This window comes from Rhizobium sp. 'Codium 1' (assembly GCF_020889605.1).
GTDB classification, from domain to species: Bacteria; Pseudomonadota; Alphaproteobacteria; order Rhizobiales; family Rhizobiaceae; genus Allorhizobium; species Allorhizobium algae.
Genome location: NZ_JAJGPW010000002.1, coordinates 238,691 through 261,447 on the forward strand (window position 1 = coordinate 238,691; position 22,757 = coordinate 261,447).

Sequence of the window (22,757 nt, forward strand, 5' to 3'; positions counted from 1 at the left end):
ACCTCAAGTCGACTTGAAGTGGCAAGCTATCCTTCTCCCCTCCACGACACAACGAGAAACGTCATGAAAGCCTCACCTGCCACCTCTGCAAATCCCGCCCTTGTCATTCTCGCCGGCAGCATGCTGGTCGGGTCGCTTGGCATAAGCCTCGCGACGGTTGCCTTGCCGGCTTTGGCAAGAGCTTTCGCGGCGCCCCTCCAGTCGGTGCAATGGGTCATCATTGCCTACCTCGTCGCAGTCACCGCCAGCATCGTCGCGCTCGGCAGGCTGGGCGACCTCTTGGGACACACACGGGTCCTGATCCTTGGCCTCGCCGTCTTCGCGCTTGCATCATTGGCCTGCGCATTCGCTCCGACACTGTCGAGCCTGATTGCCGCCCGCATCTTCCAGGGGCTCGGCGGCGCCGTTCTGATGGCACTGCCAATCTCGATCATCCGCACAGTCGTCCCCGGGGAGAAAACGGGGTCGGCAATGGGCCTGCTCGGCACGATGTCGGCGGTCGGCACTGCACTTGGACCATCACTCGGCGGCATCACCATCGAGCACTATGGCTGGCGTGCCGGCTTTGTCACGGTGGGCCTCGTGGCATTCATGCTTCTCGCCATGGCCGTCATCGTCTTTTCCCGCCAGCCCCGGCGCGAAACAACGGCGTCTGCAGCGATCGACTGGTTCGGAAGCCTCCTGCTGGCCCTGGCCTTGTCGGCCTATGCCTTGTCGATGACGTCGGCGGGGGATGTGCTCGATGCACGGATGCTTTTCCCGCTCACGGCCGTGCTCGCCGCCCTGTTCGTCTGGCGCCAGATCGTGACCACAAGCCCGCTGGTGCCAATCGTCCTTCTGCGCAACAGCCGGATCGGTCTGTCACTGGCCATGAATCTTTTTATCAGCACCGTCATGATGTCGACGCTCGTCGTCGGGCCTTACATGCTGTCGCTCGGGCTCGGCCTCGACGAATCCGCGATAGGGCTGGTCATGGCGGTCGGGCCGCTGACGGCTGCACTGTCGGGGCTGCCGGCCGGTCGGCTGACCGATCGTTTCGGCGCGGCCCGCATGCTGCCGGCCGGCCTCGCGCAGATCGTCGCCGGCCTGATTGCCCTCGCCCTCCTGCCGCAGTGGCTCGGCCTCTGGGGATATGGCCTTGCTCTGATCCTGCTCACGCCGGGCTTCCAGATCTTTCTCGCAGCCAACAATACCGTGACCATGCAAACCGTGGCAGAAGACCAGCGCGGCGTACTGTCGGGCCTGCTCGGCCTGTCACGCAACCTCGGCTTCGTGACTGGCGCTTCGGCGATCTCGAGCCTGTTTGCCCTCAATCTCGGTGACGTCGAACTCGCAAGGGCCGAACCGTCGCTGATCGCCCACGCCTTCAGGCTCACCTTCCTGATGGCAACCGCCCTGCCGGTCACGGCTCTCATGGCCGATCTCGTCAGAGGACGCGTGACGGGCCCAGGCAGCGCAAAGCAGATCTAGGCTTTGCCAGGTTCAGACCTGCAGCTGGTAGCCGTTCCGCTCCGGGAACGGCCAACCGGCCAGCAGCGCCATATCCGGCCGGTAAATCTCGACCTTCAAAGGATAGCATGCCGCCACATCGCTCGAATGGCTCGTGCTGCAATCACCGCCCGGGCAGGCCGAGAGCGCGCCCAGCAGATCGATCTCGGCGAAGATTTCGAGAAAATCGCCGGGACGCACCGGGCTCGCCTTCATGAAATACTGTTGCGTGTCGCGGGTGAAACCGGTGCACATGAAGACATTCAATACGTCATGCACATGCGGTTCGGCCGACTTGATGTCGATGCCCTGGTGATGCGAAAGCGCCCGGCAGAGATTGGAATGGCAGCAATGGTGATAGTCGCCGCCGGACAAGAGCCGGTTGGTATAGGGGTCGCAGCGCGTGCCGATCACGTCATGCACGCCTCCGCCGAATTCGTCGAAACCATACCAGCCGAGCGTATCGTGACTGATCGTCGCCATGGGGCGCAGCGATGGAAGGTTGCTCCAGAGACGGTTGCCGGTGGTCACATGGGTGGCATGAAGCGCCCGCGTCTTGCCGGAAAAGAACCGCTCGGAAAGGTCGTTGGCGTTCCAGAGGTTGAGGTCTCCGACCTGCGGCCCCTCGACGCTGACGATGCGGAAGAAATGCCCCTTCGGCACCTCGAACGTATTTCCCTCGCGCGGCGGCACGATGACTTCGCCGACCTTTTCCATCGTCGCCCGGGCGCGCTCCAGCACGCTCATGTCGGGAGCCTCAAGTGCTTCCACCGGATAGCAGACGACGGGCTTCACCGCGCGACGCTCGGCAGCATCGGCGGGAACGGGGATAGTGGTGTTGAGGGGCGACATGGCGGCTCCGGGGATGCGCATCAGGATAAGAGAGAGGCAAGTTGCCCCACTTGCCCCACCAAGACAACCGGCTCTCTTCTTGCCCCATGACCAAGTCTGGCTTAGTCATGAAGTGATGAAACTCCCACCGCTTCCCACGCTCCGCGCCTTCGAGGCCGCCGCCCGCCGCGAAAGCTTCCTGCAGGCCGCGACCGAACTCGGCATGACGGCGGCGGCCGTCAGCCAGCATGTGAAGGCGCTGGAAGATTGGCTGGGGCTTGCCCTGTTTGAGCGCCGCACGCGCGGCGTGCGACTGACAGCAGATGGTCGCGAACTCGGGGCCGCCTGCTCCGAGGGCCTCGGTCATATCGCGCGCGCGGCAGAACGTCTGACGGCCCGCCGCAGCGGACTGCGCGTCAGCCTTGCCTGCAAACCTTCCGTTGTGAACCACTGGCTTGGACCCCGCCTCCCCCGTTTTCGTGCGACGCATCCGGAGATCCAGGTATCGGTGGTCTATCCGCTCGGCGCATTGACGCCGGACGAGGCCGGTACCGATCTCCTGATCCGCCACGGCACGCGCCCGCCGGGAGGGGCCGAACGCATACTGGAGGCCGCAACCCGCCCGACCTGTTCGCCGGCTTACCTCGACCAGCACGGGCCGATCATCACGCCGGCCGACCTTCTGAAGCAGCATCTGCTGCACGATGCGACCGAGGCTGCCTGGCACGCCTGGTTGGCGGCTCGCGGCGTCGCGGGACCAACACCCACAGGACCGCTCTACGCCGATTTCAACCTTCTGGTCAGTTCGGTGCTGTCAGGCCTCGGCATTGGCCTGTGCCCGACCGCGCTGATCGCCGACCAATTGGCCGCGGGCACGTTGAAGGTCCTGTTTGACGCGCCCGCCGATGAGGACAAGGCCTATTGGCTGCTGTCAGGCGCCGATCTGCCCGAACCAGCCGCGGTCTTGCGCGACTGGCTGCTGGCGGAGCGCTCTGACCACAGTCCGTAAGCGGGATTTCACCAGGCCGGTTTGTGATGCGCGTGCCAGTGCTCGGCAATCTCGATGCGCTTCGGCACCCAGACCTTCTCGTGACCAGTCACATAATCCACGAACCGCGCCAGCGCCGCTGCCCGTCCCGGACGCCCGACCAGCCGGCAGTGGAGGCCGACGGACATCATCTTCGGGCTGCCGTTTTTACCCTCCTCGTAGAGCACGTCGAAGGCGTCCTTGAGATAGGTGAAGAACTGATCGCCGGAATTGAAGCCCTGCGGCGTAGCAAAGCGCATGTCGTTCGTCTCGAGCGTATAGGGGATGATCAGGAAGGGCTTGCCCTCCAGATCCGGCACCCAGAACGGCAGGTCGTCGGAATAGTTGTCGGAAGAATACATAAAACCGCCCTCCTCCATCACGATGCGCAGCGTGTTGTCAGAAGGCTTGCCCTGATACATGCCGCGCGGATGAGAACCGGTCAGTTCCGTGTGAAGTCGCACCGCTTCGCGGATATGCTCGCGCTCGACATGCTCAGGAAAATCCTTGTATTCGAGCCAGCGATAGCCGTGGCTGGCGATCTCCCAGTCCGCCTCCTTCATGGCAGCTACGGCATCCGGGTTGCGCGCCATGGCGAGCGTCACACCATAAACGGTGACCGGCACTCGGCGCTCGGTGAACAGGCGCCAGAGCCGCCAGAAACCGGCACGGGAACCGTATTCGTAGATCGATTCCATGTTGAGATTGCGCTGACCCGGCCAGGGCTGCCCACCGACGATCTCGGAGAGGAGGCACTCCGATGCCGGATCGCCATCGAGAATGCAGCTCTCCCCGCCCTCCTCGTAATTCACCACGAACTGTACCGCGATCCGCGCCTCGCCCGGCCATTTCGGATCGGGAGTGTTGCGGCCATAGCCGATCAGGTCGCGGGGATAGGGAGCAGTCGTCATCGGTTCACCTCTCGTGTCTTGACGCGAGGCTATTGGCGACGACGGCAGCTGTCGAGATGGAAAACGCAGCGCATATTGCAGCGCAAAGACATCAGGCGATCCTGCGGCTCGAAACCCGGCCCAGCGGATGCAGCGAATGCACGGTGAACGGTGCGCCGCGCTCCGCCTCGACGAAGAGCGCGAGATTGGTCACCATGACGGGCCCGGCCAGAACAGGATCGAAATGCGCCTTCAAAGCCTGCTCGATTCGGGGAAAATCCCGCGCCAGAAGCGGCCCCGTCAGCGTCATGTGGAAACGAAATTCGTCCATCACATAGGGATGGCCCCAGCGGCTGAGATTGCCGAATTGCGGGGCCGACAGCCGCTCGGGATTGCGTCGCTCGATCTCTCGTTCGGACAGAGGGGCACGGAAACCGTCAAAGGTCTGGACGATCGACGCCGCGAGATAGTCGATGGACGGGCATGGCCGCTCGACAATCAGTCCATAGACGTCACCGATGCGACCGACAGCGAGCCCCTGGAGCATCACAGGGTCCATGCGCCCCGCAAAATGCATCAATTCCCGCAGCAGCGCAGACTCCGTGGATCCTTCGCTCAAGCGAAACGGCGCCTTGAACGTCGCATGAAAGCCGAACCGGCGCGGAAGGGCGGTATGAAATGCGATCTCGTGCACGCCGAGCCCTTTGAGCCCCGGATGCTCTTCCGCCTCTCCGGAAAACACGTTGCGGCCAAGCCACCGCGCCGCGGCCTCGGCAAGCGGATCATTGGCAGGCGGTGTAAAACAGATGGCATAACGCATGTCGAGCACCTCGCACTGGCCCGCTTCGGCACTTTAGCAAATGCCGTTTCAACCCGGTGGATAGGTGATTTGCATGACAGTATCACGAAGCGGGAAAGGCGCACCCGGGACTGCCGGGCGGCGACGCCCTGTCAGCTCAGGGTCTTTCGGCATATCCCTCATCGGCTACGCGATGAGCAGCCACGGAAAGGTGATGGGCAAACGAGAAGCTGTCAGGCAGGGGGAGCGCGCGTCCGGCGATCGCATCGAGTGCCGCATCCGCCAGCAGATGGGCAATGCCGAAGCTGACCTTGTAGCCGCCGGTGAGCGCGTGAATGTGCCCGTGCTCCGGATGGGGTCCGACCATCGGATCGCGGTCGACGGCCTTGGGCCGAAGGCCCGCCCAGCGCTCGACCACTGCGGCCGTTTCCAGCACAGGCGCCAGCTGTCGCGCCTCGGCGATCAGCGCATCGAGCAACCCATCCGTGGAAAAGGCATTGCTGAACTGGTTCTCGCTGGTGCTGCCGATTGCGACATGCCCACCTTCATGCGGCACGACATAAAGCCCGTCGAGATAGAGTAGTGGCAGGTCGTCCACGAGATCCACCTTCAGCAGCGCGGCTTGCCCTTTCACGCCCCGGCCAAGCGGCTTGGCAAGTTCCGGCCCGAGGGTGTCGAGGAGCGGGAAGGATCCGACACCGGCTGCGACCAGAAGGTTTCCGAAGCCGACCGAAGAACCATCGGCGAGCGTCAGTCTCCGGGCGCCTGCATCGATCGACTGCACGGTGACGCCTTCAAGCACACGCACACGCGCCGTCTGCTCCAGTCGAGCCCGGAGTGCTGCAATGAGCGCGCGCGGCGACACGCGTCCAGCAAAGCCGTCATGCACCAGGCCCGCCTCGCAGAAACTGCGTGATGGCCAGCCGGCCCAGGGGCTTTCCTCGATCACGGTCCAGTCGAAGACACGGCCCCTTTGCCGCCAGTTCGTCCCGGCTTCCTGCGAATGCCGTTCGGCGATCGGCCGCAGATGCGGTTTCGGCAGAGGGATGAGCCTCCCGCAGCGGCGATAGCCCGCCGACAAGCCGGTCTCGGATTCGAGACCGGCAATTTCGACCTCCAGCGACACCAGCCCGTCGAACTGCAGCTGTTTTTTCTCGTTCCAGCGATCTGGCATATGCGCCATCAGCGCGCCGAGCAGCCCGCCGCTGGCACCGCTACCGGTTCTTTCGCCATCGATCAGTATCGTATCGATGCCCCGGCGCTCGGCTTTCAGCGCCGCCCAGAGGCCCATGATGCCGCCGCCGACGATCACGAGGTCTGCCTGCAATTGACCTGACATCATTGCCGATTTATCGGACATGGTCATGACCCATTCGAATTCCACACCGGACACTGGCGACGCTCAGGCACCGCTCACTTGGCATGACGGCGATATGCCCTTTTCCACTGCCTTTGGCGATCATTTTTATTGCCAGACCGATGGCCGGCTGGAATGCGGCCATGTCTTCCTGGCCGGAAACGGCCTGCCGGAACGCTGGCGGGAGACCCAGCAATTCACCATCGGCGAACTGGGCTTTGGAACCGGGCTGAACGCCTGCGAGACCTGGCGCCAGTGGAAGGAGCACCGTCTGCCCGGCGCTCATCTCCATTTCGTATCCTTTGAACTCCTGCCCATGCAGGCCGGTGAGATCGACCGGGCTCTGTCCCGCTGGTCGCAGATAGATGCCGAGCGTCAGGCACTTGTCACCCTCTGGCCCGAAGATCCTTCCGGTGTCGTTGAAATCGATCTCGATGCGCAGACGCGACTGTCCGTCGTCTGCGGCGATGCGCTCGAAAACCTCTCAGCCAGTTCCCTTGCTTTCGACGCCTGGTTCCTCGACGGCTTTGCGCCATCGCGCAACGGTGCCATGTGGTCGGCCGAATTGATGCAGCGGGTTTTCGACACGACGACATCGGGCGGCAGCTTTGCAACCTACGCCGCGGCCGGCTTCGTGCGGCGCAATCTCATCGCGGCAGGCTTCGACGTCGAGCGGCGTCCGGGTTTCGCCGGCAAGCGGGAAATGCTCTACGGCATCAGGCACGCAGCCTGATCACCCATCGGCTCGAACGAGAGCGGCGACCGGCCTGCCGCTCCATTCTTCGATCTTGCGCAGGAGGAGTTCCGGCGAAATCGGCTTGGACAGATAGTCGTCCATGCCCGCCGCAAGGCAGGCCTCGCGATCGCTGTCGAGCGCGTGCGCCGTAACGCCGACGATCGGTATCCGGCGCCCCGTCCCCTGCTCCGCCGATCGGATCGCCTGCGTCGCCTGATGGCCGTTCATGACCGGCATCGAGACATCCATCAGAATCAGATCCGGCGGCTCGCTTGACCAGGCCTCGACCGCCTCCTCGCCATTGCCGACGATGCGGTAGGCGATCCCGCTTCCGGTGAGGATCTGCCGGAAGACGATCTGATTGACGGCATTGTCCTCGGCGATCAGCACTCTGAGGCCTGTTGCCACCGAGCCGCTTTCGACGGATGCAGGTTCGGCCGGCAGTGCGGAGGAGCGGGTCGCGAGAACCGGCTGTGGCGAAGGTCGCAAGCGCTTGGAGTTGACTCCATGCACACGGGCGGTGCGCACCACATCGATGATCGCCCCGCGCAATACGTTCGCCCGCGCCGGCTTCATCAGATGGGCCTGAACCTTCAGGCTTTCGAACAGACGGTCGTCGCCCACCATGTCCATGGAAGTGAGGAAGATCAGGGCGATCCCGTCAAAGCGGCAATCGCTGCGGATCGCCTGCGCCACATCGAGACCATTCATGTCGGGCATCTGGTAATCGATGATGACGGCGTCGATCTTCAGACCTTCCGCATGCGCCGCGCCAAGGATCTGCAGGCCGGTCGGTCCGTCGGGAACCGCAAGGCCGTCGAAGCCCCACATCTGAAGCTGCTCGGTGACGATCCGGCGATTGACGGCGTTGTCGTCGATGACGAGCACCCGGGCATCCTTGACCGTCGCCGGCAATTCCTTCTGCCTTCGACGCTCGGCAACGATGGTCAGCGGCAGTTCGACGGAAAAGGTCGAACCCTTTCCGACTTCCGAGGAAACGTCGAGCCTCCCGCCAAACAGCTTGACGAGACCGGCCGTGATTGCCAGCCCCAGTCCGGTGCCCTCGTGGCGTCGTGTCGAGGATGTGTCGACCTGGGAGAATTTCTCGAAGATCTTTGCCTGCATCTCGGGGGGAATACCGATGCCGGTATCCTCGATGCGAAGGGTCAGGAGGGAATGCCCGTCTTGCGTTCCACTGGTCGACACGGCGACATGCACATGGCCCTTCTCGGTGAACTTGACCGCATTGCCGAGCAGGTTGGTGACGATCTGCCGGAAGCGTCCGGGATCGCCCATGAAGGTGTGTGCAACCGACTCATCGCCGGAAACGAGGAGTTCTATGTCTTTCTCGGCGGCAGCGGATGACAGAAGGGTCGCCACATCCTCGATCGCTTCAACCGGATCGAAGGGCGATTTCCTGAGCTTCAGCTGGCCTGCATCGATCTTGGAGAAGTCGAGGATGTCGTTGATGATGGTAAGCAGCGCATTGCCCGATTTCACCATGATGTCGACAAACGTCTTCTGCCGGCTGTCGAGCTCGGACTTGGACAGGAGCTCCGCCATACCCAGGACCCCGTTCATCGGCGTGCGGATCTCGTGGCTCATATTGGCCAGGAAGTCGGATTTGGCCTTGTCGGCCGCCTCGGCGCGGGCGAGCAGCACTTCCAGCTCCGCTTCGCGCGCCTTCAATTCGGTGAAGTCGGTCAGAACGACGACGCAGCTGCGATCGCCCCCGAAGGTTGCTTCGAGCTTGACCCAGGTCTTGCCCTCCACCATCAAGTTCGTCGAGAGCGCGTTCGAGTTCTGCATGGCAGACTGCCACTGTTGCAGAACCACATCCGCCTCTGTACCGAAATCGCCACGCGCCGCACAAAACTCGAAGATCGGCCGCCAGCTCTCGCCCGCGACCAGCATATCGTCAGGCAGGTCGAGAATGCGGGCAAAGGACGGATTGACCTCCGCGATACGACCGTGCTCGATCATCATCAAGCCCTGCGACATCAACCGCATGGATTCCTGCACGAAGCCGCCCAGGCGTTCCAGCTGCTGCTGCGCCTCGGTAATGTCCCGTTCGCGCTGCCGGATCTCGGTCAGATCCGAATAGGTGAGCAGGATCTTGCGGTCGTGCAGGCGCGTGATCGTCGCCAGCACGAACTTGCCGTCGTCGTATTCCAGCTCGGTGACACGCGAGCCTTCGAGCACATCGAATTGCGCGAGGCGACGGCGATAGCCCTCCTCGAACTCTACCCCGGGCCATGTCCAGCCGCGTTTGTGATTTTCCTCGCAATAGGTGCGGAAGGGAAGGCCACGCAGCGGCAGCTCATCCGGCCACTTCCAGATTTCCCGGCACTTTTCATTGGCGAATTCGACCATGTAGTCACAGTCGATGATGACAACCCCGACCGGCATGACCTGCAGCATCGCGACCATGCTGCTGTAAAGGGCTTCAGTCCGCTCCTGCGCCTTGAGTAGCGCCAGCTGCCCCTGTTTGAGGACGGTGATGTCGTTCACCGACCCGACCACATAGTGCTTGTTTTCGGCGGTGGTGATCCTGCTGAGGCGCGTGATGACCGAGATCTCCTGATCGTCGCGGACGACGATTTCGCGGTTCTTCTCGATCATTTCGCCAGTGGCGAGGATTCGGAGGTTCTCCTCCATCATCATCTGGCCGTATTCGGGCCAGAGGTCCACCTCCGTCAGGCCGTAAACGTCCTCGCGACGCTGGCCGTGAAGCTCTTCATAGGCCGTATTCACATAGATCATCCGCCTGTTGGTGTCGCGAATGAAGACCGGCACCGGCATCTGTTCGAGCGTCGCGCGATAAAGAAGGGTCTCCTCCTCGCGCTGGACCATGTCCGAAACATCGGAATAGGTCAGAAGGATACGACCGCCATCCATGCGGCGGCTGCCACCGGCCAAGGCGCGACCGGAGGGCGTCTTGATGTCGATCAGAGGCCCCTCGATCAGGCCGACGACCTGCTCGATGCGGTATGCCACCCGTTCCTGCAGTTCCTTGGCATCCAGATTGGCAAGGCCACGTCCCATCATTCGCAACAGGAAATCCCGATAGGTCATGCCCACCAGCGGCACAGGCGGATCGAGTTCCAGCATTTCCACGACGGCAGGATTGGCGAAGGAGATCGTCAGGTCGGCGCCGAGCACGATGATGCCGACCGGAAGCGACGCCATGAGGCTCTGGAGCTGCAACTGCAGCGCCTCCGACTCCTGTCGCGCGTCTTCCAGCATCTTCTGTTCACGCCGCAGCGGGGATAGATCGGTGATGGAACCGACGATGTAGCGTGCTCCATCGGGACCGGTCACGGCACCGGTCCGGGTGATAACCGGCACCTGCGTGCCGTCTGCACGGACGAAGGTGTCCTGAACCTCTTCCGTGATGCCGCTTTCGAGTACCCGGCTATTTTCCTCGAAGTAGTTCTGCCCCAGGCCCTGGAAGTTCTCCTGCTCGGTGCGACCAAGCAGTTCATTGATCGGACGCCCAACGATTTCGGCATAGGCACAATTGGCAAAAAGCAGCCGGTGATCGGCACTGCGCACATAGGTCGCGATCGGGTACTGCTCCAGGACAGCCTGAAACAGAGCAGCAGGCGGCAAAGCGACAGCGGTCGCAGACGGAGACGGAGACGAGCCAACGGCAACGCTCTCTTCCATGAAGCCGAACAAATACATCCGGTCGTCGTCGTCGAAAAAGCGCTCGATCCGCAACATCTGGGCCGGACCGTCCGGAGACGGCGTCAGGCGAAGCTCTTCCTCGTCACCGAAAACCAGCACGCGCCGTTCGCGGTCGTCGCGGTGACCGTCCAGTTCATTGCCGAAGATCTCCCTGTCGCTGCGTCCGGTGAAGCTTTCGGGGACGAGATTGTGAAGTCGGGCAAAGGGTGCGTTGACCGCGACATAGCGCAGCTCGCTGTCCTTGACATACGAAGGCAGGTCAAGCGCGGCAATCTTGTCGCGGACTAGGTCGAGCAAGTCGCTTCCCCGGATCAAATCTCTGTTCACACTTCGATAAATGACTGGTTTCGGTAAACAGCTGGTAAGCAAATCACGATCTGACGCTTCAAAAGAGGAGCCCGAGGCATACTCAGCTCGTGAAATCCTGCCGCTCCTCCCACTGTTCCAGATGAGCCGGGTTTTCGTCGCAAACGGCAATGCCTTTTGGCTTCCGAACCTGCGAGACTTGATGTCGAGATTGACACAATGGATCGACCATGAGCGACATCATAAGCCCCGCCTTGTCCGAGACTGAACCACAAGCCGCAGGCGGCGAGCGCCGCAGACGCACTGGCGGCCGCGGTGGAGAGCGCAGCAGAGGTGCAGCCCCAGGCAAATATCGCAATCTCGTCAATCGTCTGAGCAAGACCGAGCTACTCGATCCCTCGGCCCTCGACGAAATGCATGAGGCGTCGCTGACCATTCTCGAAGAGATCGGCATGGATGTCATGCTGCCGGAAGCCCGCGCGATCATGAAGGCGCATGGCGCAGACGTGACAGAGGGATCCGATCGCGTCCGCTTCGACCGCAACCTGATCATGGACATGATTGCGTCTGCCCCACGCGAATTCCAGATGTTTGCCCGCAACCCCGAGCGCAACGTCAAAATGGGCGGCAACAACCTGGTCTTCGCCCAGATCGCCTCGGCCCCCTTCGTCGCCGATCGGGAAGGCGGACGCCGCGCCGGCAACCAGGAAGACTTCCGCAAGCTGGTCAAGCTCGCTCAGTCCTATGACGTCATCCACACGACGGGCGGCTATCCGGTCGAGCCGATCGACATCCACGCCTCGGTGCGCCATCTCGACTGCCTGTCGGACATGGTGAAGCTGACCGACAAGGTGTTTCACTGCTATTCGCTCGGCAAGCAGCGCAATCTCGACGGAATCGAGATCGCCCGCATCGGCCGTGGCGTGACCATGGAGCAGATGGAGAGCGAGCCCTCGCTCTTCACCATCATCAACTCTTCCTCGCCGCTCCGGCTTGACGGACCCATGCTACAGGGCATCATCGAAATGTCGTCGCGCGGCCAGGTCGTGGTCATGACGCCCTTCACACTGGCCGGAGCCATGGCCCCGGTGACCATCGCCGGCGCCGTCGTCCAGCAAAATGCCGAAGCCCTTTGCGGCATCGCGTTTACGCAAATGGTCAAGCGCGGCGCGCCCGTCGTCTACGGCGGCTTCACCTCGAATGTCGACATGAAGACCGGCGCGCCTGCCTTCGGCACACCCGAATACATGAAGGCGGTCATCGTCGGCGGCCAGCTCGCCCGCCGCTACGGCATTCCCTACCGCACGTCGAATACCAATGCCGCCAATACGCTGGACGCTCAGGCGGCCTACGAATCCGCTTTCTCGCTATGGGCGCTCACCCAAGGCGGCGGCAATTTCATCATGCATTCGGCCGGCTGGAGCGAGGGCGGCCTGACGGCCTCCTTCGAAAAATTCATCCTCGACGTCGATATGCTGCAGATGGTCGCCGAATTCCTGACGCCTCTCGATGTCAGTCAGGACGCGCTGGCACTCGACGCGGTTCGCGAAGTCGGCCCCGGTGGCCACTTCTTCGGCACGGCCCACACGCTCGCCCGCTACGAGACGGCCTTCTATTCGCCGATCCTCTCGGACTGGCGCAACTTCGAGACCTGGACGGATGCCGGCCGTCCGACTACCTATGATCACGCCAACCGCGTGTTCAAGGAAAAGCTGGCAAGCTACGAGCGTCCGCCGATCGATCCAGCCGTCGAAGAAGAACTCGACGCCTTCGTGGCGAAACGCAAGGCCGAAGGCGGCGTTGCGACGGATTTCTGATCCGTCACGAGAGCGTCCTCAAATACGCCTGGTAGGTCTGGTGCAGCTCCGGCTCGAACCGATCCACCATCACCTTCCAGTCCTCAACTCGGTCGAGGCGGAAGTCACGGAAGCCATTGCGCATTTCGCACCAGGCGGTCATTACCCAGATCGCCCCGAAGGCGGCGAACCCCAGCGGCCAGACGACCCGCTGGCTGCGCTCGCCGGGCAAGGAATGATAGGCAATCCAGACCTTGCGTTTGGCCGACAGCGCCGAGCGTACATCCCCCAGGCAATCCGGAACCACCGGCTGCGCCGACGACCGGAAGGCATGGATGGGTGCTGAAATCAGCCGCTCGGCGTGCTCCTTCGGCAGCATGCCGAGCATCTTCTCCTTCGCCTCGCGCGCCGCCTGGCCGAGCCGGGGATCGCCGAGCATTTCGACGGCGCGCAGCCCGAAGGCCAGGGCCTCAAGCTGCTCGAAGGTAAAGGTGAGTGGCGGCGCATCGAAGGCCTCGCGCAGCATGTAGCCCACGCCGCGCTCGCCCTCGATCGGCGCGCCCGAGGCCATCAGATGTTCCATGTCCCGGTAGATGGTGCGCGGTGCGACCTCCATCTTCTCGGCGATTTCGGCAGCGGTCATGGCACGACCCGTCGATCGCATCAGCTGGATGATCCGGAAGAGTCGGTCGGCGGGGCGCATGCGTGCCTCCTTCGCAGGTAATGGCCAGAAGGTTGTCAGTTGACCCATGCTAGGTCAAGCCGTGATCAACCACGGGAGCCCCTTATGCGCACCACCACCATCCTAGAACTGGCCGTCTGCACCGTAACCGACAAGCCCGCGGCAGAAGAGGCACGACGCTCCGCCATGGCTGCGGTCAGGACCTATGCCGGCTTCGTCAGCTGGCGGGCGCTCACCGCCCTCGAACAGGGCGACATGATTGCCGATCTCGTCGAATGGGCCGACAAGGCGAGCGCCGATGCCGCCGCCGCCAAGGTACAGGTCGATCCGGCCTTTGCCCCCTACATGTCGGCGATCTCGGGTGTTACCCTGATGCAGCATTTCGAAACGCAAGACACGATCTGACCGATGGCCGAACCGCTGAAACATCTGATCGGCGCCCACACCGCCCGCGACACGGCCAACGCCGTGGCGCGGGCCTGGGGCAAGTTCGACCACCAGGGCTTCCTTGCCGACACCCTGCCGGCCCTCGAGGCCCTGGAACTGATGCAGCGCGGACAACGCATTGCCGACGCGCTGCACCGTCACCTCCCGGAGGATTTCGGGTCGGCGGCGGCAATCCTGCATGCCTGCCTGCCAACGCCGAACCATACAGGCCTGAGCGGCTGGGCACTACTTTCCTTCAACCAGTATATCGCCGCGCATGGGCGCGGCGAACTCAAGACTGCCCTTGGCCTTCTGAAGGCATTGACGCCGCATTTCACCGCGGAATTCGGCATTCGCCCCTTCATCGCCGAGGAGCAGGAGGCAGCACTTGCGATCATTTCCGACTGGGTGACCGATGCGAACCACCATGTCAGGCGCCTCGCCAGCGAGGGAACACGCCCTCGCCTGCCTTGGGCGATGCGCCTGCCCGCCCTGGTCAAGGATCCCTCCCCGATCCTTCCGATCCTGGAAGCGCTGATCGACGACGACGAGGACTATGTTCGCCGCTCCGTCGCCAACAGCCTCAACGACATCGCCAAGGATCACCCGGATCTGGTCGCCGATTTCGTCGAACGTCACACAGATGGCGCATCGAAGCATAGGCTCTGGCTGCTCAAGCACGCCTCTCGAACCCTGATCAAGAAGGGCCACGGCAAGGCGCTCGCCAATTTCGGCTTCGCAGCACTCACCGATGTGACGGTGACGCTCGCCTTGACGAGTGAGCGCGTCACGTTTCCGGGCGACCTCGGCTTCGAGATCAGCCTTTCCAACAATGGCATCGCGGCGCGCCCGGTACTGATCGATTACGCAATCCATCACAAGAAGAAGGATGGCGCGCTGTCGCCCAAGGTCTTCAAAGGCAGAAGCCTGACGATTGCCGCAGGTGAAAGCGTCACGATGGCAAAGCGCCATGCCTTTCGGCCGATCACCACGAGAGCCTACAATGCCGGGGGGCACCGGCTGGAAATCCTGTTGAACGGCACAAGCGTCGCAAGCGCCGATTTCGACCTCGTCATGCCGCAGGAAACGACAGCATGAGCGAGGACGGCCATGCGATCCATTTCGAGGCCGAGGTCATGCGCTTTGACGCGCCCGGCGGCTGGCATGCCGTCTTCCTGCCGCCGGATGCTGCGGCCGAAGCGCGCTTCTTCGGCCGCGCCAACGGGCTGGGCGCAATCGCGGTTCAGGTGCTGATCGGCACGACAAGGGTCCGCACCTCGCTCTTTCCCGACAAGCGCCGCGACAGCTTTCTGTTGCCGCTGAAGGCAGACCTGCGCCGCTGCGAGAACATCAAGGTGGGAAGCCGGATCCCGGTTCATTTGACGCTCAATGCGTGACCCGTGGACGCAGACGTTCACGTTGCATCGCAAAAGAAATCTTGACTTCTGTCGCGAATGGGCCCATTTCCAACTCAGCTTTTACCTTCCGGCCGCCGCGTGAGCGTGCCCAGCGACAACTGAGACGTGACGAAGGATAAGGCGCATGACATCTGGGCGGACATTCCGCCGATGCGCTTGGAAAGCTTTTTTCCAACTTGCAAGTTCCCAAATCACGCGGGGTTCTTGACGCCAATGCCAACCGGTTCGCGAAGAACGCGTTCCGGGGTTTGTGCATTTGGCGCCCCGAAAGGTATGACTTTGACAACTTTCGATGATCTTGGCCTCTCCAAGAATATCGTCGCGACGCTGACGACGCTCGGCTTCACGACCCCCACTCCGATCCAGGAGAAGGGCATCCCCGTCGTTCTCGGCGGCCGTGACCTGATCGGTCTCGCCCAGACTGGCACTGGCAAGACGGCGGCCTTCGGTCTGCCGATGATCGAGATGCTTCTCAAGGATGAGAAGCGCCCTGACAACCGCACCACCCGCGCCCTCATTCTTGCCCCGACCCGCGAACTGGTGAACCAGATCGGCGAGAACCTGCGCAGCTACCTGCGCCGCCTGCCGCTGAAGATCAACCAGGTCGTCGGTGGCGCCTCCATCGGCAAGCAGCAGCTGCAGCTTGAAAAGGGCACCGACATTCTCGTCGCGACGCCTGGCCGCCTGCTCGACCTGATCTCCCGCAATGCGATTTCGTTGCGCGCCGTGCGTTACCTCGTTCTCGACGAAGCCGACCAGATGCTGGATCTCGGCTTCATTCACGACCTGCGCAAGATCTCGAAGATGGTCCCGCCGAAGCGCCAGACCCTGCTCTTCTCGGCCACCATGCCGTCGTCGATCGCAGATCTTGCCGCAAGCTTCCTGACAGACCCTCTCAAGGTCGCCGTGTCCCCTCCGGGCAAGGCCGCCGACAAGGTCGAACAGCATGTGCATTTCGTCGCCGGCCAGAATGCCAAGACGGAAATGCTCAAGAAGATCCTCAACGACAATCCGGACGGCCGCTCCATCGTCTTCCTGCGCACCAAGCATGGCGCGGAAAAGCTGATGAAGCATCTCGACGCCACCGGCTACTCGGTCGCCTCGATCCACGGCAACAAGAGCCAGGGCCAGCGCGAGCGGGCACTGAAGGGTTTCCGTGACGGCGAGATCAAGACGCTGATCGCCACCGACGTTGCCGCCCGCGGCATCGACATCCCGGCCGTCAGCCACGTCTTCAACTACGACCTGCCGGAAGTTCCGGACGCCTACGTCCACCGCATCGGCCGTACTGCCCGTGCCGGCCGCGACGGCATCGCGATCGCGTTTTGCGGTCCCGATGAAGGTCGCCTGCTGCGCGACATCGAAAAGCTGATGAGCATCGACATTCCGGTCGCCTCCGGCGAAGCCCCGGCAAACCTCGCACGCCCGGCCCGTCCGCAGCGTCGCGGCGGCGGTGGCGGTGGCGGTGGCAACAACCGCAATCACCAGGCCCCGGGCCAGGGTCGCGGCAAGCCCGAAGGCGGAGCCAAGGCCGATGGTCGTCCGGCCAAGTCCGGTCACCGCAAGGGTGGCAATGGCGGCGGACAGAACCGCAGCGCCAATGGCGGCCAGGGCCGTCCCGGCAATGGCAATGGCCAGGCACGCCCGGCCCGCTCCGGCACTGCCGGCGGACGCCGCCGCGAAGCCTGAGTTTCGCGATTGGCCGAAGTTTGAGAATCACGATGGCGCGGTCCCCACCGCGCCATTTTTCGTGTCGTCAGTCTTTCAGAATGATCGGTTGAGCCTTGCTCTTGCGGTTGATGAGATAGACCCCGACCATGACCACGCAGGTGCCAATCATCATAGGCACGGTCAATTCTTCTCCAAAGGCGATGGCCGCCTCCAGCGCTGCAAGCGGCGGAACGAGATAGATCAGCGATGCCGCCTTCGACACGTCCCCGCGACGGATAAGGTAGAGCAGGAGCGCGATCGCCCCCATGGATATGCCGATCACCGACCAGGCAAGCGTCGCAAAGAAACCGAGACTCCAGTCGACACGCAGGTCTTCCAGCGCAAGCGCGGCGGGGACTGTCACAATCAGCGCCCCGACATATTGCAGCGTGGCGACAGCCCTCAGGTCGCCATCCTTCACCAGACGCTTCTGATAGATCGTGCCTGCCGTGACGCAGACCATAGCAAGAACATTCACGGCAACCGCATAGGCCGGTATTGACGCCGAATCGATCGCCAGCATCTTGGGCAGCACGGCGATCGCGACGCCCAGGAACCCGATCACGAGCCCGACCCGCTGGCCGGCGTTCAGCTTTTCGCCGACGAAAAAGGCCGCAGCAACCCCGGTCATGAGCGGTTGCAGGCCGGCAATGATGCCCGAGAGTGCCGCCGGCACACCCTGCCCGATCGCCCACCAGACCATGCCCAGATAGAGCCCGTGCAGGAACATGCCGGATATGATGGCATGCAGCCACCCGGATCGCTGCTTCGGCCAGGAAACGCCGCCCAGCCGACAGACGATATAGAAGAGCACCACCGCCGTGCCGTAGCGTACGACGAGGAAGGTCAGCGGCTCGGCGAAGAAGGTCGCGTATTTGGCAGAGATCCAGCCCGTCGACCAGAGAAGAACGAAGAGAACGGGCGCGAGCCGGGCAAGGGTCATGATATCGCTGTCTTTCCTGCACCGGAACGCATACCGCCGGCGGTGCGCCTCGATACTGCGGCACCGTCGCGCGGTCAAAAGAGTTTTCCTGCAGGCAAGGATGAATTCCGTGCACGCGAAGAAAGAATTATTCCGGAAAGATTGCCTAAAATTTCAGCGAAGGTCCGAAACCCGGAGCCTGAGAACTTGACGATATGCCAAATCACGCAGGAGTAGAGAGCCGCCAACAGCCAATCGGACAAGATTTTCGCACAGATTTTGCGCTTTTGCCCGATTTTCGACCACTATTGGTCCCCGGCATTTCTGCAAGGTCGGCCCTTGAACATGCTTGCATTGCCAAAATGGTTGTATTCAAATGACAAAAAAAGGGATGGCGTCATTGGCATTTGATGAAATGATCACTGCGGACAACGATCCGCGCGGACCTTACCAGAACTATTTCGATTGGTATTCCAGTCAGGACCCGGCAAGGCTTCTGGCAAAGTCGAGAGATGCCGAAACCATCTTCCGCAAGACCGGCATCACCTTTGCCGTCTATGGCCATGCAGACAGCGCCGAAAAGCTCATTCCATTCGACATTATCCCACGCATCATTTCCGGCCGCGAATGGCGCAAGCTCGCGCAGGGCATCGAACAGCGCGTGCTGGCACTCAATGCCTTCCTCGACGACATCTATCACAAGCAGGAGATCATCAAGGCCGGCCGCATTCCACGGGAACTGATCGAGAAGAATGTCGCCTTCCTGCCCGAGATGATCGGCTTTCGTCCGCCGGGCGGCGTCTATACCCACATCGTCGGCACCGACATCGTGCGCACGGGCGAAGACCAGTTCTACGTCCTGGAAGACAATGCCCGCACGCCTTCCGGAGTCTCCTACATGCTGGAGAACCGGGAAACCATGATGCAGATGTTCCCGGAGCTCTTCCAGCTCAACAAGGTACAGCGCGTCGAGGATTACCCCTATCTGCTGCGCCAGTCGCTCGCCTCGCTCGCGCCTCCCGGCTGCAAGGGCAAGCCGCGCGTCGCGGTTCTCACCCCCGGCATCTACAACTCCGCCTATTACGAGCACTCCTTCCTTGCCGACATGATGGGCGTGGAACTGGTCGAAGGCTCGGACCTGCGCGTGATCGATGGCAAGGTGAAGATGCGCACCACGCGCGGCTACGAAGCGATCGACGTGCTCTACCGCCGCGTCGACGACGATTTCCTCGACCCCCTCACCTTCCGTCCGGATTCGGCGCTCGGCATTCCCGGCATCATGGATGTCTACCGCGCCGGCCATATCACCATCGCAAATGCGCCGGGCACCGGCATTGCAGACGACAAGGCAATCTATTCCTACATGCCGGAGATCGTCGAATTCTACACCGGCCGCAAGGCGCTGCTCGAAAACGTGCCGACATGGCGCTGTTCGGAAGCCGACAGCCTGAAATACGTGCTCGAGCATCTCGAAGAGCTCGTCGTCAAGGAAGTCCACGGCTCGGGCGGCTATGGCATGCTGGTCGGCCCGACGGCGTCGAAGAAGGAACGCGCCGAGTTCGCCGAAAAGCTGAAGGCGCGACCGTCCAACTACATCGCCCAACCGACCCTGTCCCTCTCGACCGTGCCGATCCTCGTGAACAAGGGCATTGCGCCGCGCCACGTCGACCTGCGTCCCTATGTCCTCGTCTCCGACAAGGTGCAAATCATCCCCGGCGGCCTGACCCGCGTGGCCCTGAAACAGGGATCGCTCGTGGTCAATTCCAGCCAGGGCGGCGGCACCAAGGACACCTGGGTATTGGAGGACTGACATGGTCATGCTCGGAAGAACCGCCAACGGCCTCTTTTGGATGTTCCGCTACATCGAAAGGGCCGAAAACATTGCCCGTCTCGTCGATGCCGGCCTGAGAATGTCGCTCACCCGCAGCGGTGCCTCGGACGAAGACTGGGACGCCGTCTTGAAAAGCGCGGACGTGCGCCCGCTCTTTGCCGAACGCCACGGCAAGGTCACGGCATCGGACGCCATCGACTTCATGCTGCGTGATCCTGCCAATCCGTCGAGCGTGGTGTCCTGCATCGACGCCGGGCGCAACAATGCCCGCATGGTGCGAACGGCGCTCACCCGCGAAACCTGGGAAGCCACGAACGAATGCTGGATCGAGCTGAAACAGGTGCTCGCCCGCAAACTGAAATCCGCCGACCTGCCCGAGGTCATCGACACGGTGAAACGCCGTGCCGGCCTCATTCGCGGCGCCTTCCACGGCTCCATGCTGAGGAACGAGATCTACAACTTCGCCCGCATCGGCACCTTCATCGAGCGTGCCGACAACACCAGCCGCATCCTGGACGTCAAGTATTACGTGCTTCTGCCGGCGATCACCCATGTCGGCTCCTCGCTCGACAACATGCAGTGGGAATCGATCCTGCGCTCCGTCTCTGCCCACCGCTCCTATCGCTGGGTCTATGATGGAGAATACAAGGCGGCCAACATTGCCGACTTCCTGATCCTGAACGGCCAGATGCCCCGCTCGCTCGCCTATTGTTACGAGAAGATCACCTCCAACCTCGGCTATCTGGCACGGGACTATGCACACCAGCTGCCGGCGCATGAGACGGCGGACAATGTCTTGACCACGCTGAAGTCGACGACGATCGGCACCATCATGGACCAGGGACTGCACGAATTCCTCGACGACTTCATCGCCAGCAACAACAAGCTGGGCAATGAAATCACCGAGGGTTATCGGTTCTACAGCTGAGCAGGAATGATCCCATGCGTCTGCGGATAAGCCACACCACCGAATATCGCTACGACGATCCCGTCCAGTATTCTCTGCAACGGCTCCGGCTATGCCCGCTCGACGGGCCCGGCCAGAAGGTTGTGTCGTGGAACATCGCTGTCGATGGCGCAACGGTCGAGGCCGGCTTCAACGATCAGTTCGGCAACCACACGCACCTCGTATCGACCGAGGGCGACAGCCACAGTGTCCACATCGTCGCCTCCGGCGAGGTCGAAACGGAGGACCGTTCCGGAGTCTTCGGCCCGCATCAGGGATGTGTACCGCTCTGGCTTTACCTGCGCGAGACGCCACACACGAAGCCCGGCAAGCTCACCCGCGAGCTCGTCCGCAGTCTGACCGGCGACAACGAGCTCACCAAGATGCACGACCTCATGGGCAAGCTGCATTCAGCGATCGCCTTTGAACCCGGCACGACCGGAACCGAAACCACCGCCGAACAGGCCCTGGAGGCCGGGCGTGGCGTCTGCCAGGACCACGCGCACGCCTTCCTCGCCGCCGCCCGGACCATGGGGCTTCCGGCCCGCTACGTCTCCGGATACCTGTTGATGGACGATCGCGCCGAGCAGGTCGCGACCCATGCCTGGGCCGAGGTCAATCTGTCGGGTCTCGGCTGGGTCGGCTTCGACGGCGCCAACAATCACTGCCCGGACGCCCGCTACGTCCGGATCGCAACCGGGCTCAGCTACGCTGATGCGGCGCCTGTTTCCGGCATGCGGATCGGCGTCGCCGGCGAAGACCTGACCGTCACGCTCGTCGTCGAGCCCAGCCAGAGCCAGAGCCAGACGCAAAGCTGACCACCACGAGACCGCAGCGCGCGGCACAAGCCCCGCACCACGTCGATATGATGATGTCAGGCCGGGACGCGGCTGGGCCGCAGCGGAGGTCGAGGCACATATGCTGTTCGGAAAATCGCTCTTCCAGTCGGTTGTCGACAGGCTCGGCGAAGAGGCGAAGGAAGATGTGCCATCAGAGGACGTGGCCTTCCGCGTCAAAGGACTGGCATCGAGCTTCATTCCGATGACACCGGCAAGCGGCTCCACACCCGTGGATCCCGGCACGGATCAACGGCTCGACGCCTATCTCTTCCTGATGCCCGAAGACCGCGAGCCAGAACCGCCTGAGCCCCCCGCTCCGCCGCAACCGCCGGCCTGGATCAACCGCCTGTCGCCGGAGGAGATTGCAGCCGACCTCGGACTCGATCCCGGCGATGATCGCGAACGCCTTCAGGAACGCCGGCGCGCATTTGCCCGAGACAACCATCCCGACCGTATCGCCGCAGATTTCCGCGAGGAAGCCACCATGCGCATGAAGATCGCCAACCGGCTCATCGACGACGCGATCAGCCGGTTCGCTACCGGTCTCGGCCGTTAGGGATCAGTCGTAGAGCCGCCGCAAGAGCATGTTGACCGTGTCCCGCTCGGCAACGCCGCCGAGCTGGTCCAGCACCCACTGTTCGTGATCGAGCCAGATTGGCATCAGCTCTTCGAGATAGGCGTCCCCCGCCGGCGTCATGTAGAGCGACTGCACGCGGCGATCGGTCTCCGACTTGCGGCGCTCGATGAACCCCTTGCTCTCGAGCCCGTCGACGATCGCGACAAAGTTCGCCCGCTGGATGCCCAGCGCTTCGGCCACTTCGCTCTGCTTGGCACCCTGATTGTTGGTGAGCAGAAGCAGCACGGCAAAATCGGTCGGACGCATTCCCTTGGAAGAAAACGCTTCGTTGAAATGCTGAAACACCGCGAGTTGCGCTCGCCTCAAGCGATATCCCACGGCGTCGTCCATCATCGAGAAGTCGAGCTTGGACGGGTTGGGTATCAATTCATTCATTGTAAGTTCCGGCATTTCCCCTGCCATTCTTGTATTTTCCCCTCAGCCGGC

Annotated in this window: 20 protein-coding genes; 12 read left to right on the top strand and 8 right to left on the bottom strand. The window is 62.5% G+C overall.

Translation table 11 applies throughout. From position 1 onward, the window contains the following. Positions 1 to 63: 63 nt before the first annotated feature. Positions 64 to 1,470 (top strand): MFS transporter, encoded by a 1,407-nt coding sequence (locus LJE98_RS06395; RefSeq protein ID WP_229574297.1) that lies wholly within the window; start codon positions 64 to 66, stop codon positions 1,468 to 1,470. Positions 1,471 to 1,482: 12 nt separating this feature from the next. On the opposite strand, the gene LJE98_RS06400 is transcribed toward LJE98_RS06395, so the two are convergent. Next, positions 1,483 to 2,340, bottom strand: coding sequence for an urea carboxylase-associated family protein (locus LJE98_RS06400; protein WP_229574299.1), 858 nt, complete (start codon positions 2,338 to 2,340; stop codon positions 1,483 to 1,485). 115 nt (positions 2,341 to 2,455) lie between these two features. On the opposite strand from LJE98_RS06400, the gene LJE98_RS06405 reads away from it, so the two are divergent. After that, a complete protein-coding gene (locus LJE98_RS06405) occupies positions 2,456 to 3,328 on the top strand; it encodes a LysR substrate-binding domain-containing protein (protein WP_229574301.1) in 873 nt (290 codons plus the stop codon). A gap of 8 nt (positions 3,329 to 3,336) precedes the next feature. Here the strand turns inward: LJE98_RS06405 and puuE are convergent, their stop codons facing one another. The 3 genes from puuE to LJE98_RS06420 all read right to left on the bottom strand — a co-directional run bounded on the left by puuE (position 3,337) and on the right by LJE98_RS06420 (position 6,401). Continuing rightward, positions 3,337 to 4,257, bottom strand: a complete 921-nt coding sequence (puuE, locus tag LJE98_RS06410; RefSeq protein ID WP_229574303.1) for an allantoinase PuuE — start codon at positions 4,255 to 4,257, stop codon at positions 3,337 to 3,339. 91 nt (positions 4,258 to 4,348) lie between these two features. After that, positions 4,349 to 5,056, bottom strand: a complete 708-nt coding sequence (locus LJE98_RS06415) for a DUF1045 domain-containing protein (protein WP_229574305.1) — start codon at positions 5,054 to 5,056, stop codon at positions 4,349 to 4,351. 136 nt (positions 5,057 to 5,192) lie between these two features. Then, a complete protein-coding gene (locus LJE98_RS06420) occupies positions 5,193 to 6,401 on the bottom strand; it encodes an NAD(P)/FAD-dependent oxidoreductase (protein ID WP_229574307.1) in 1,209 nt (402 codons plus the stop codon). On the opposite strand from LJE98_RS06420, the gene mnmD reads away from it, so the two are divergent. Beyond that, positions 6,400 to 7,125 carry a tRNA (5-methylaminomethyl-2-thiouridine)(34)-methyltransferase MnmD gene (mnmD, locus tag LJE98_RS06425; RefSeq protein WP_229574309.1) on the top strand — a complete coding sequence of 242 codons (726 nt, stop codon included), beginning with the start codon at positions 6,400 to 6,402 and terminating at the stop codon, positions 7,123 to 7,125. The genes LJE98_RS06420 and mnmD overlap by 2 nt on opposite strands. Here mnmD and LJE98_RS06430 read toward each other — a convergent pair whose 3' ends face one another. Then, positions 7,126 to 11,115 (bottom strand): response regulator, encoded by a 3,990-nt coding sequence (locus LJE98_RS06430; protein WP_229574310.1) that lies wholly within the window; start codon positions 11,113 to 11,115, stop codon positions 7,126 to 7,128. Positions 11,116 to 11,354: 239 nt separating this feature from the next. Here LJE98_RS06430 and LJE98_RS06435 point away from each other — a divergent pair, with 239 nt between their 5' ends. Continuing rightward, entirely contained in the window at positions 11,355 to 12,941 is a 1,587-nt protein-coding gene (locus LJE98_RS06435) for a trimethylamine methyltransferase family protein (protein ID WP_229574312.1), read from the top strand. Between the two features lie 4 nt (positions 12,942 to 12,945). Here the strand turns inward: LJE98_RS06435 and LJE98_RS06440 are convergent, their stop codons facing one another. Continuing rightward, positions 12,946 to 13,623: a helix-turn-helix transcriptional regulator gene (locus LJE98_RS06440; protein WP_229574313.1), complete on the bottom strand. Its 678-nt coding sequence runs from the start codon at positions 13,621 to 13,623 to the stop codon at positions 12,946 to 12,948. Positions 13,624 to 13,707: 84 nt separating this feature from the next. Here LJE98_RS06440 and LJE98_RS06445 point away from each other — a divergent pair, with 84 nt between their 5' ends. The 4 genes from LJE98_RS06445 to LJE98_RS06460 all read left to right on the top strand — a co-directional run bounded on the left by LJE98_RS06445 (position 13,708) and on the right by LJE98_RS06460 (position 17,135). Continuing rightward, on the top strand, positions 13,708 to 14,007 hold the full coding sequence (locus LJE98_RS06445; protein WP_229574314.1) for a hypothetical protein: 300 nt from the start codon (positions 13,708 to 13,710) through the stop codon (positions 14,005 to 14,007). Between the two features lie 3 nt (positions 14,008 to 14,010). Beyond that, a complete protein-coding gene (locus LJE98_RS06450) occupies positions 14,011 to 15,126 on the top strand; it encodes a DNA alkylation repair protein (protein WP_229574315.1) in 1,116 nt (371 codons plus the stop codon). Further along, positions 15,123 to 15,425 (top strand): DUF1905 domain-containing protein, encoded by a 303-nt coding sequence (locus LJE98_RS06455; RefSeq protein WP_229574316.1) that lies wholly within the window; start codon positions 15,123 to 15,125, stop codon positions 15,423 to 15,425. The genes LJE98_RS06450 and LJE98_RS06455 overlap by 4 nt, the downstream gene beginning before the upstream one ends. Before the next feature lie 294 nt (positions 15,426 to 15,719). Beyond that, positions 15,720 to 17,135, top strand: a complete 1,416-nt coding sequence (locus LJE98_RS06460; protein ID WP_229574317.1) for a DEAD/DEAH box helicase — start codon at positions 15,720 to 15,722, stop codon at positions 17,133 to 17,135. Positions 17,136 to 17,202: 67 nt separating this feature from the next. Here LJE98_RS06460 and LJE98_RS06465 read toward each other — a convergent pair whose 3' ends face one another. Continuing rightward, positions 17,203 to 18,099 carry a DMT family transporter gene (locus tag LJE98_RS06465; protein ID WP_229574318.1) on the bottom strand — a complete coding sequence of 299 codons (897 nt, stop codon included), beginning with the start codon at positions 18,097 to 18,099 and terminating at the stop codon, positions 17,203 to 17,205. 379 nt (positions 18,100 to 18,478) lie between these two features. Between LJE98_RS06465 and LJE98_RS06470 the strand changes: the two genes are divergently transcribed. From LJE98_RS06470 to LJE98_RS06485, 4 genes are all read left to right on the top strand, one after another. After that, positions 18,479 to 19,888, top strand: a complete 1,410-nt coding sequence (locus tag LJE98_RS06470; RefSeq protein WP_229574319.1) for a circularly permuted type 2 ATP-grasp protein — start codon at positions 18,479 to 18,481, stop codon at positions 19,886 to 19,888. Between the two features lie 7 nt (positions 19,889 to 19,895). Then, positions 19,896 to 20,837 carry an alpha-E domain-containing protein gene (locus LJE98_RS06475; protein WP_229574939.1) on the top strand — a complete coding sequence of 314 codons (942 nt, stop codon included), beginning with the start codon at positions 19,896 to 19,898 and terminating at the stop codon, positions 20,835 to 20,837. A 14-nt stretch (positions 20,838 to 20,851) separates the two neighbouring features. Beyond that, positions 20,852 to 21,673, top strand: a complete 822-nt coding sequence (locus LJE98_RS06480; RefSeq protein ID WP_229574320.1) for a transglutaminase family protein — start codon at positions 20,852 to 20,854, stop codon at positions 21,671 to 21,673. 100 nt (positions 21,674 to 21,773) lie between these two features. Beyond that, complete coding sequence (locus tag LJE98_RS06485) at positions 21,774 to 22,250, top strand: hypothetical protein (RefSeq protein WP_229574322.1); 477 nt, start codon at positions 21,774 to 21,776, stop codon at positions 22,248 to 22,250. A 3-nt stretch (positions 22,251 to 22,253) separates the two neighbouring features. Here the strand turns inward: LJE98_RS06485 and LJE98_RS06490 are convergent, their stop codons facing one another. Then, positions 22,254 to 22,706: a MarR family winged helix-turn-helix transcriptional regulator gene (locus tag LJE98_RS06490; protein ID WP_229574324.1), complete on the bottom strand. Its 453-nt coding sequence runs from the start codon at positions 22,704 to 22,706 to the stop codon at positions 22,254 to 22,256. Positions 22,707 to 22,757 lie beyond the last annotated feature (51 nt).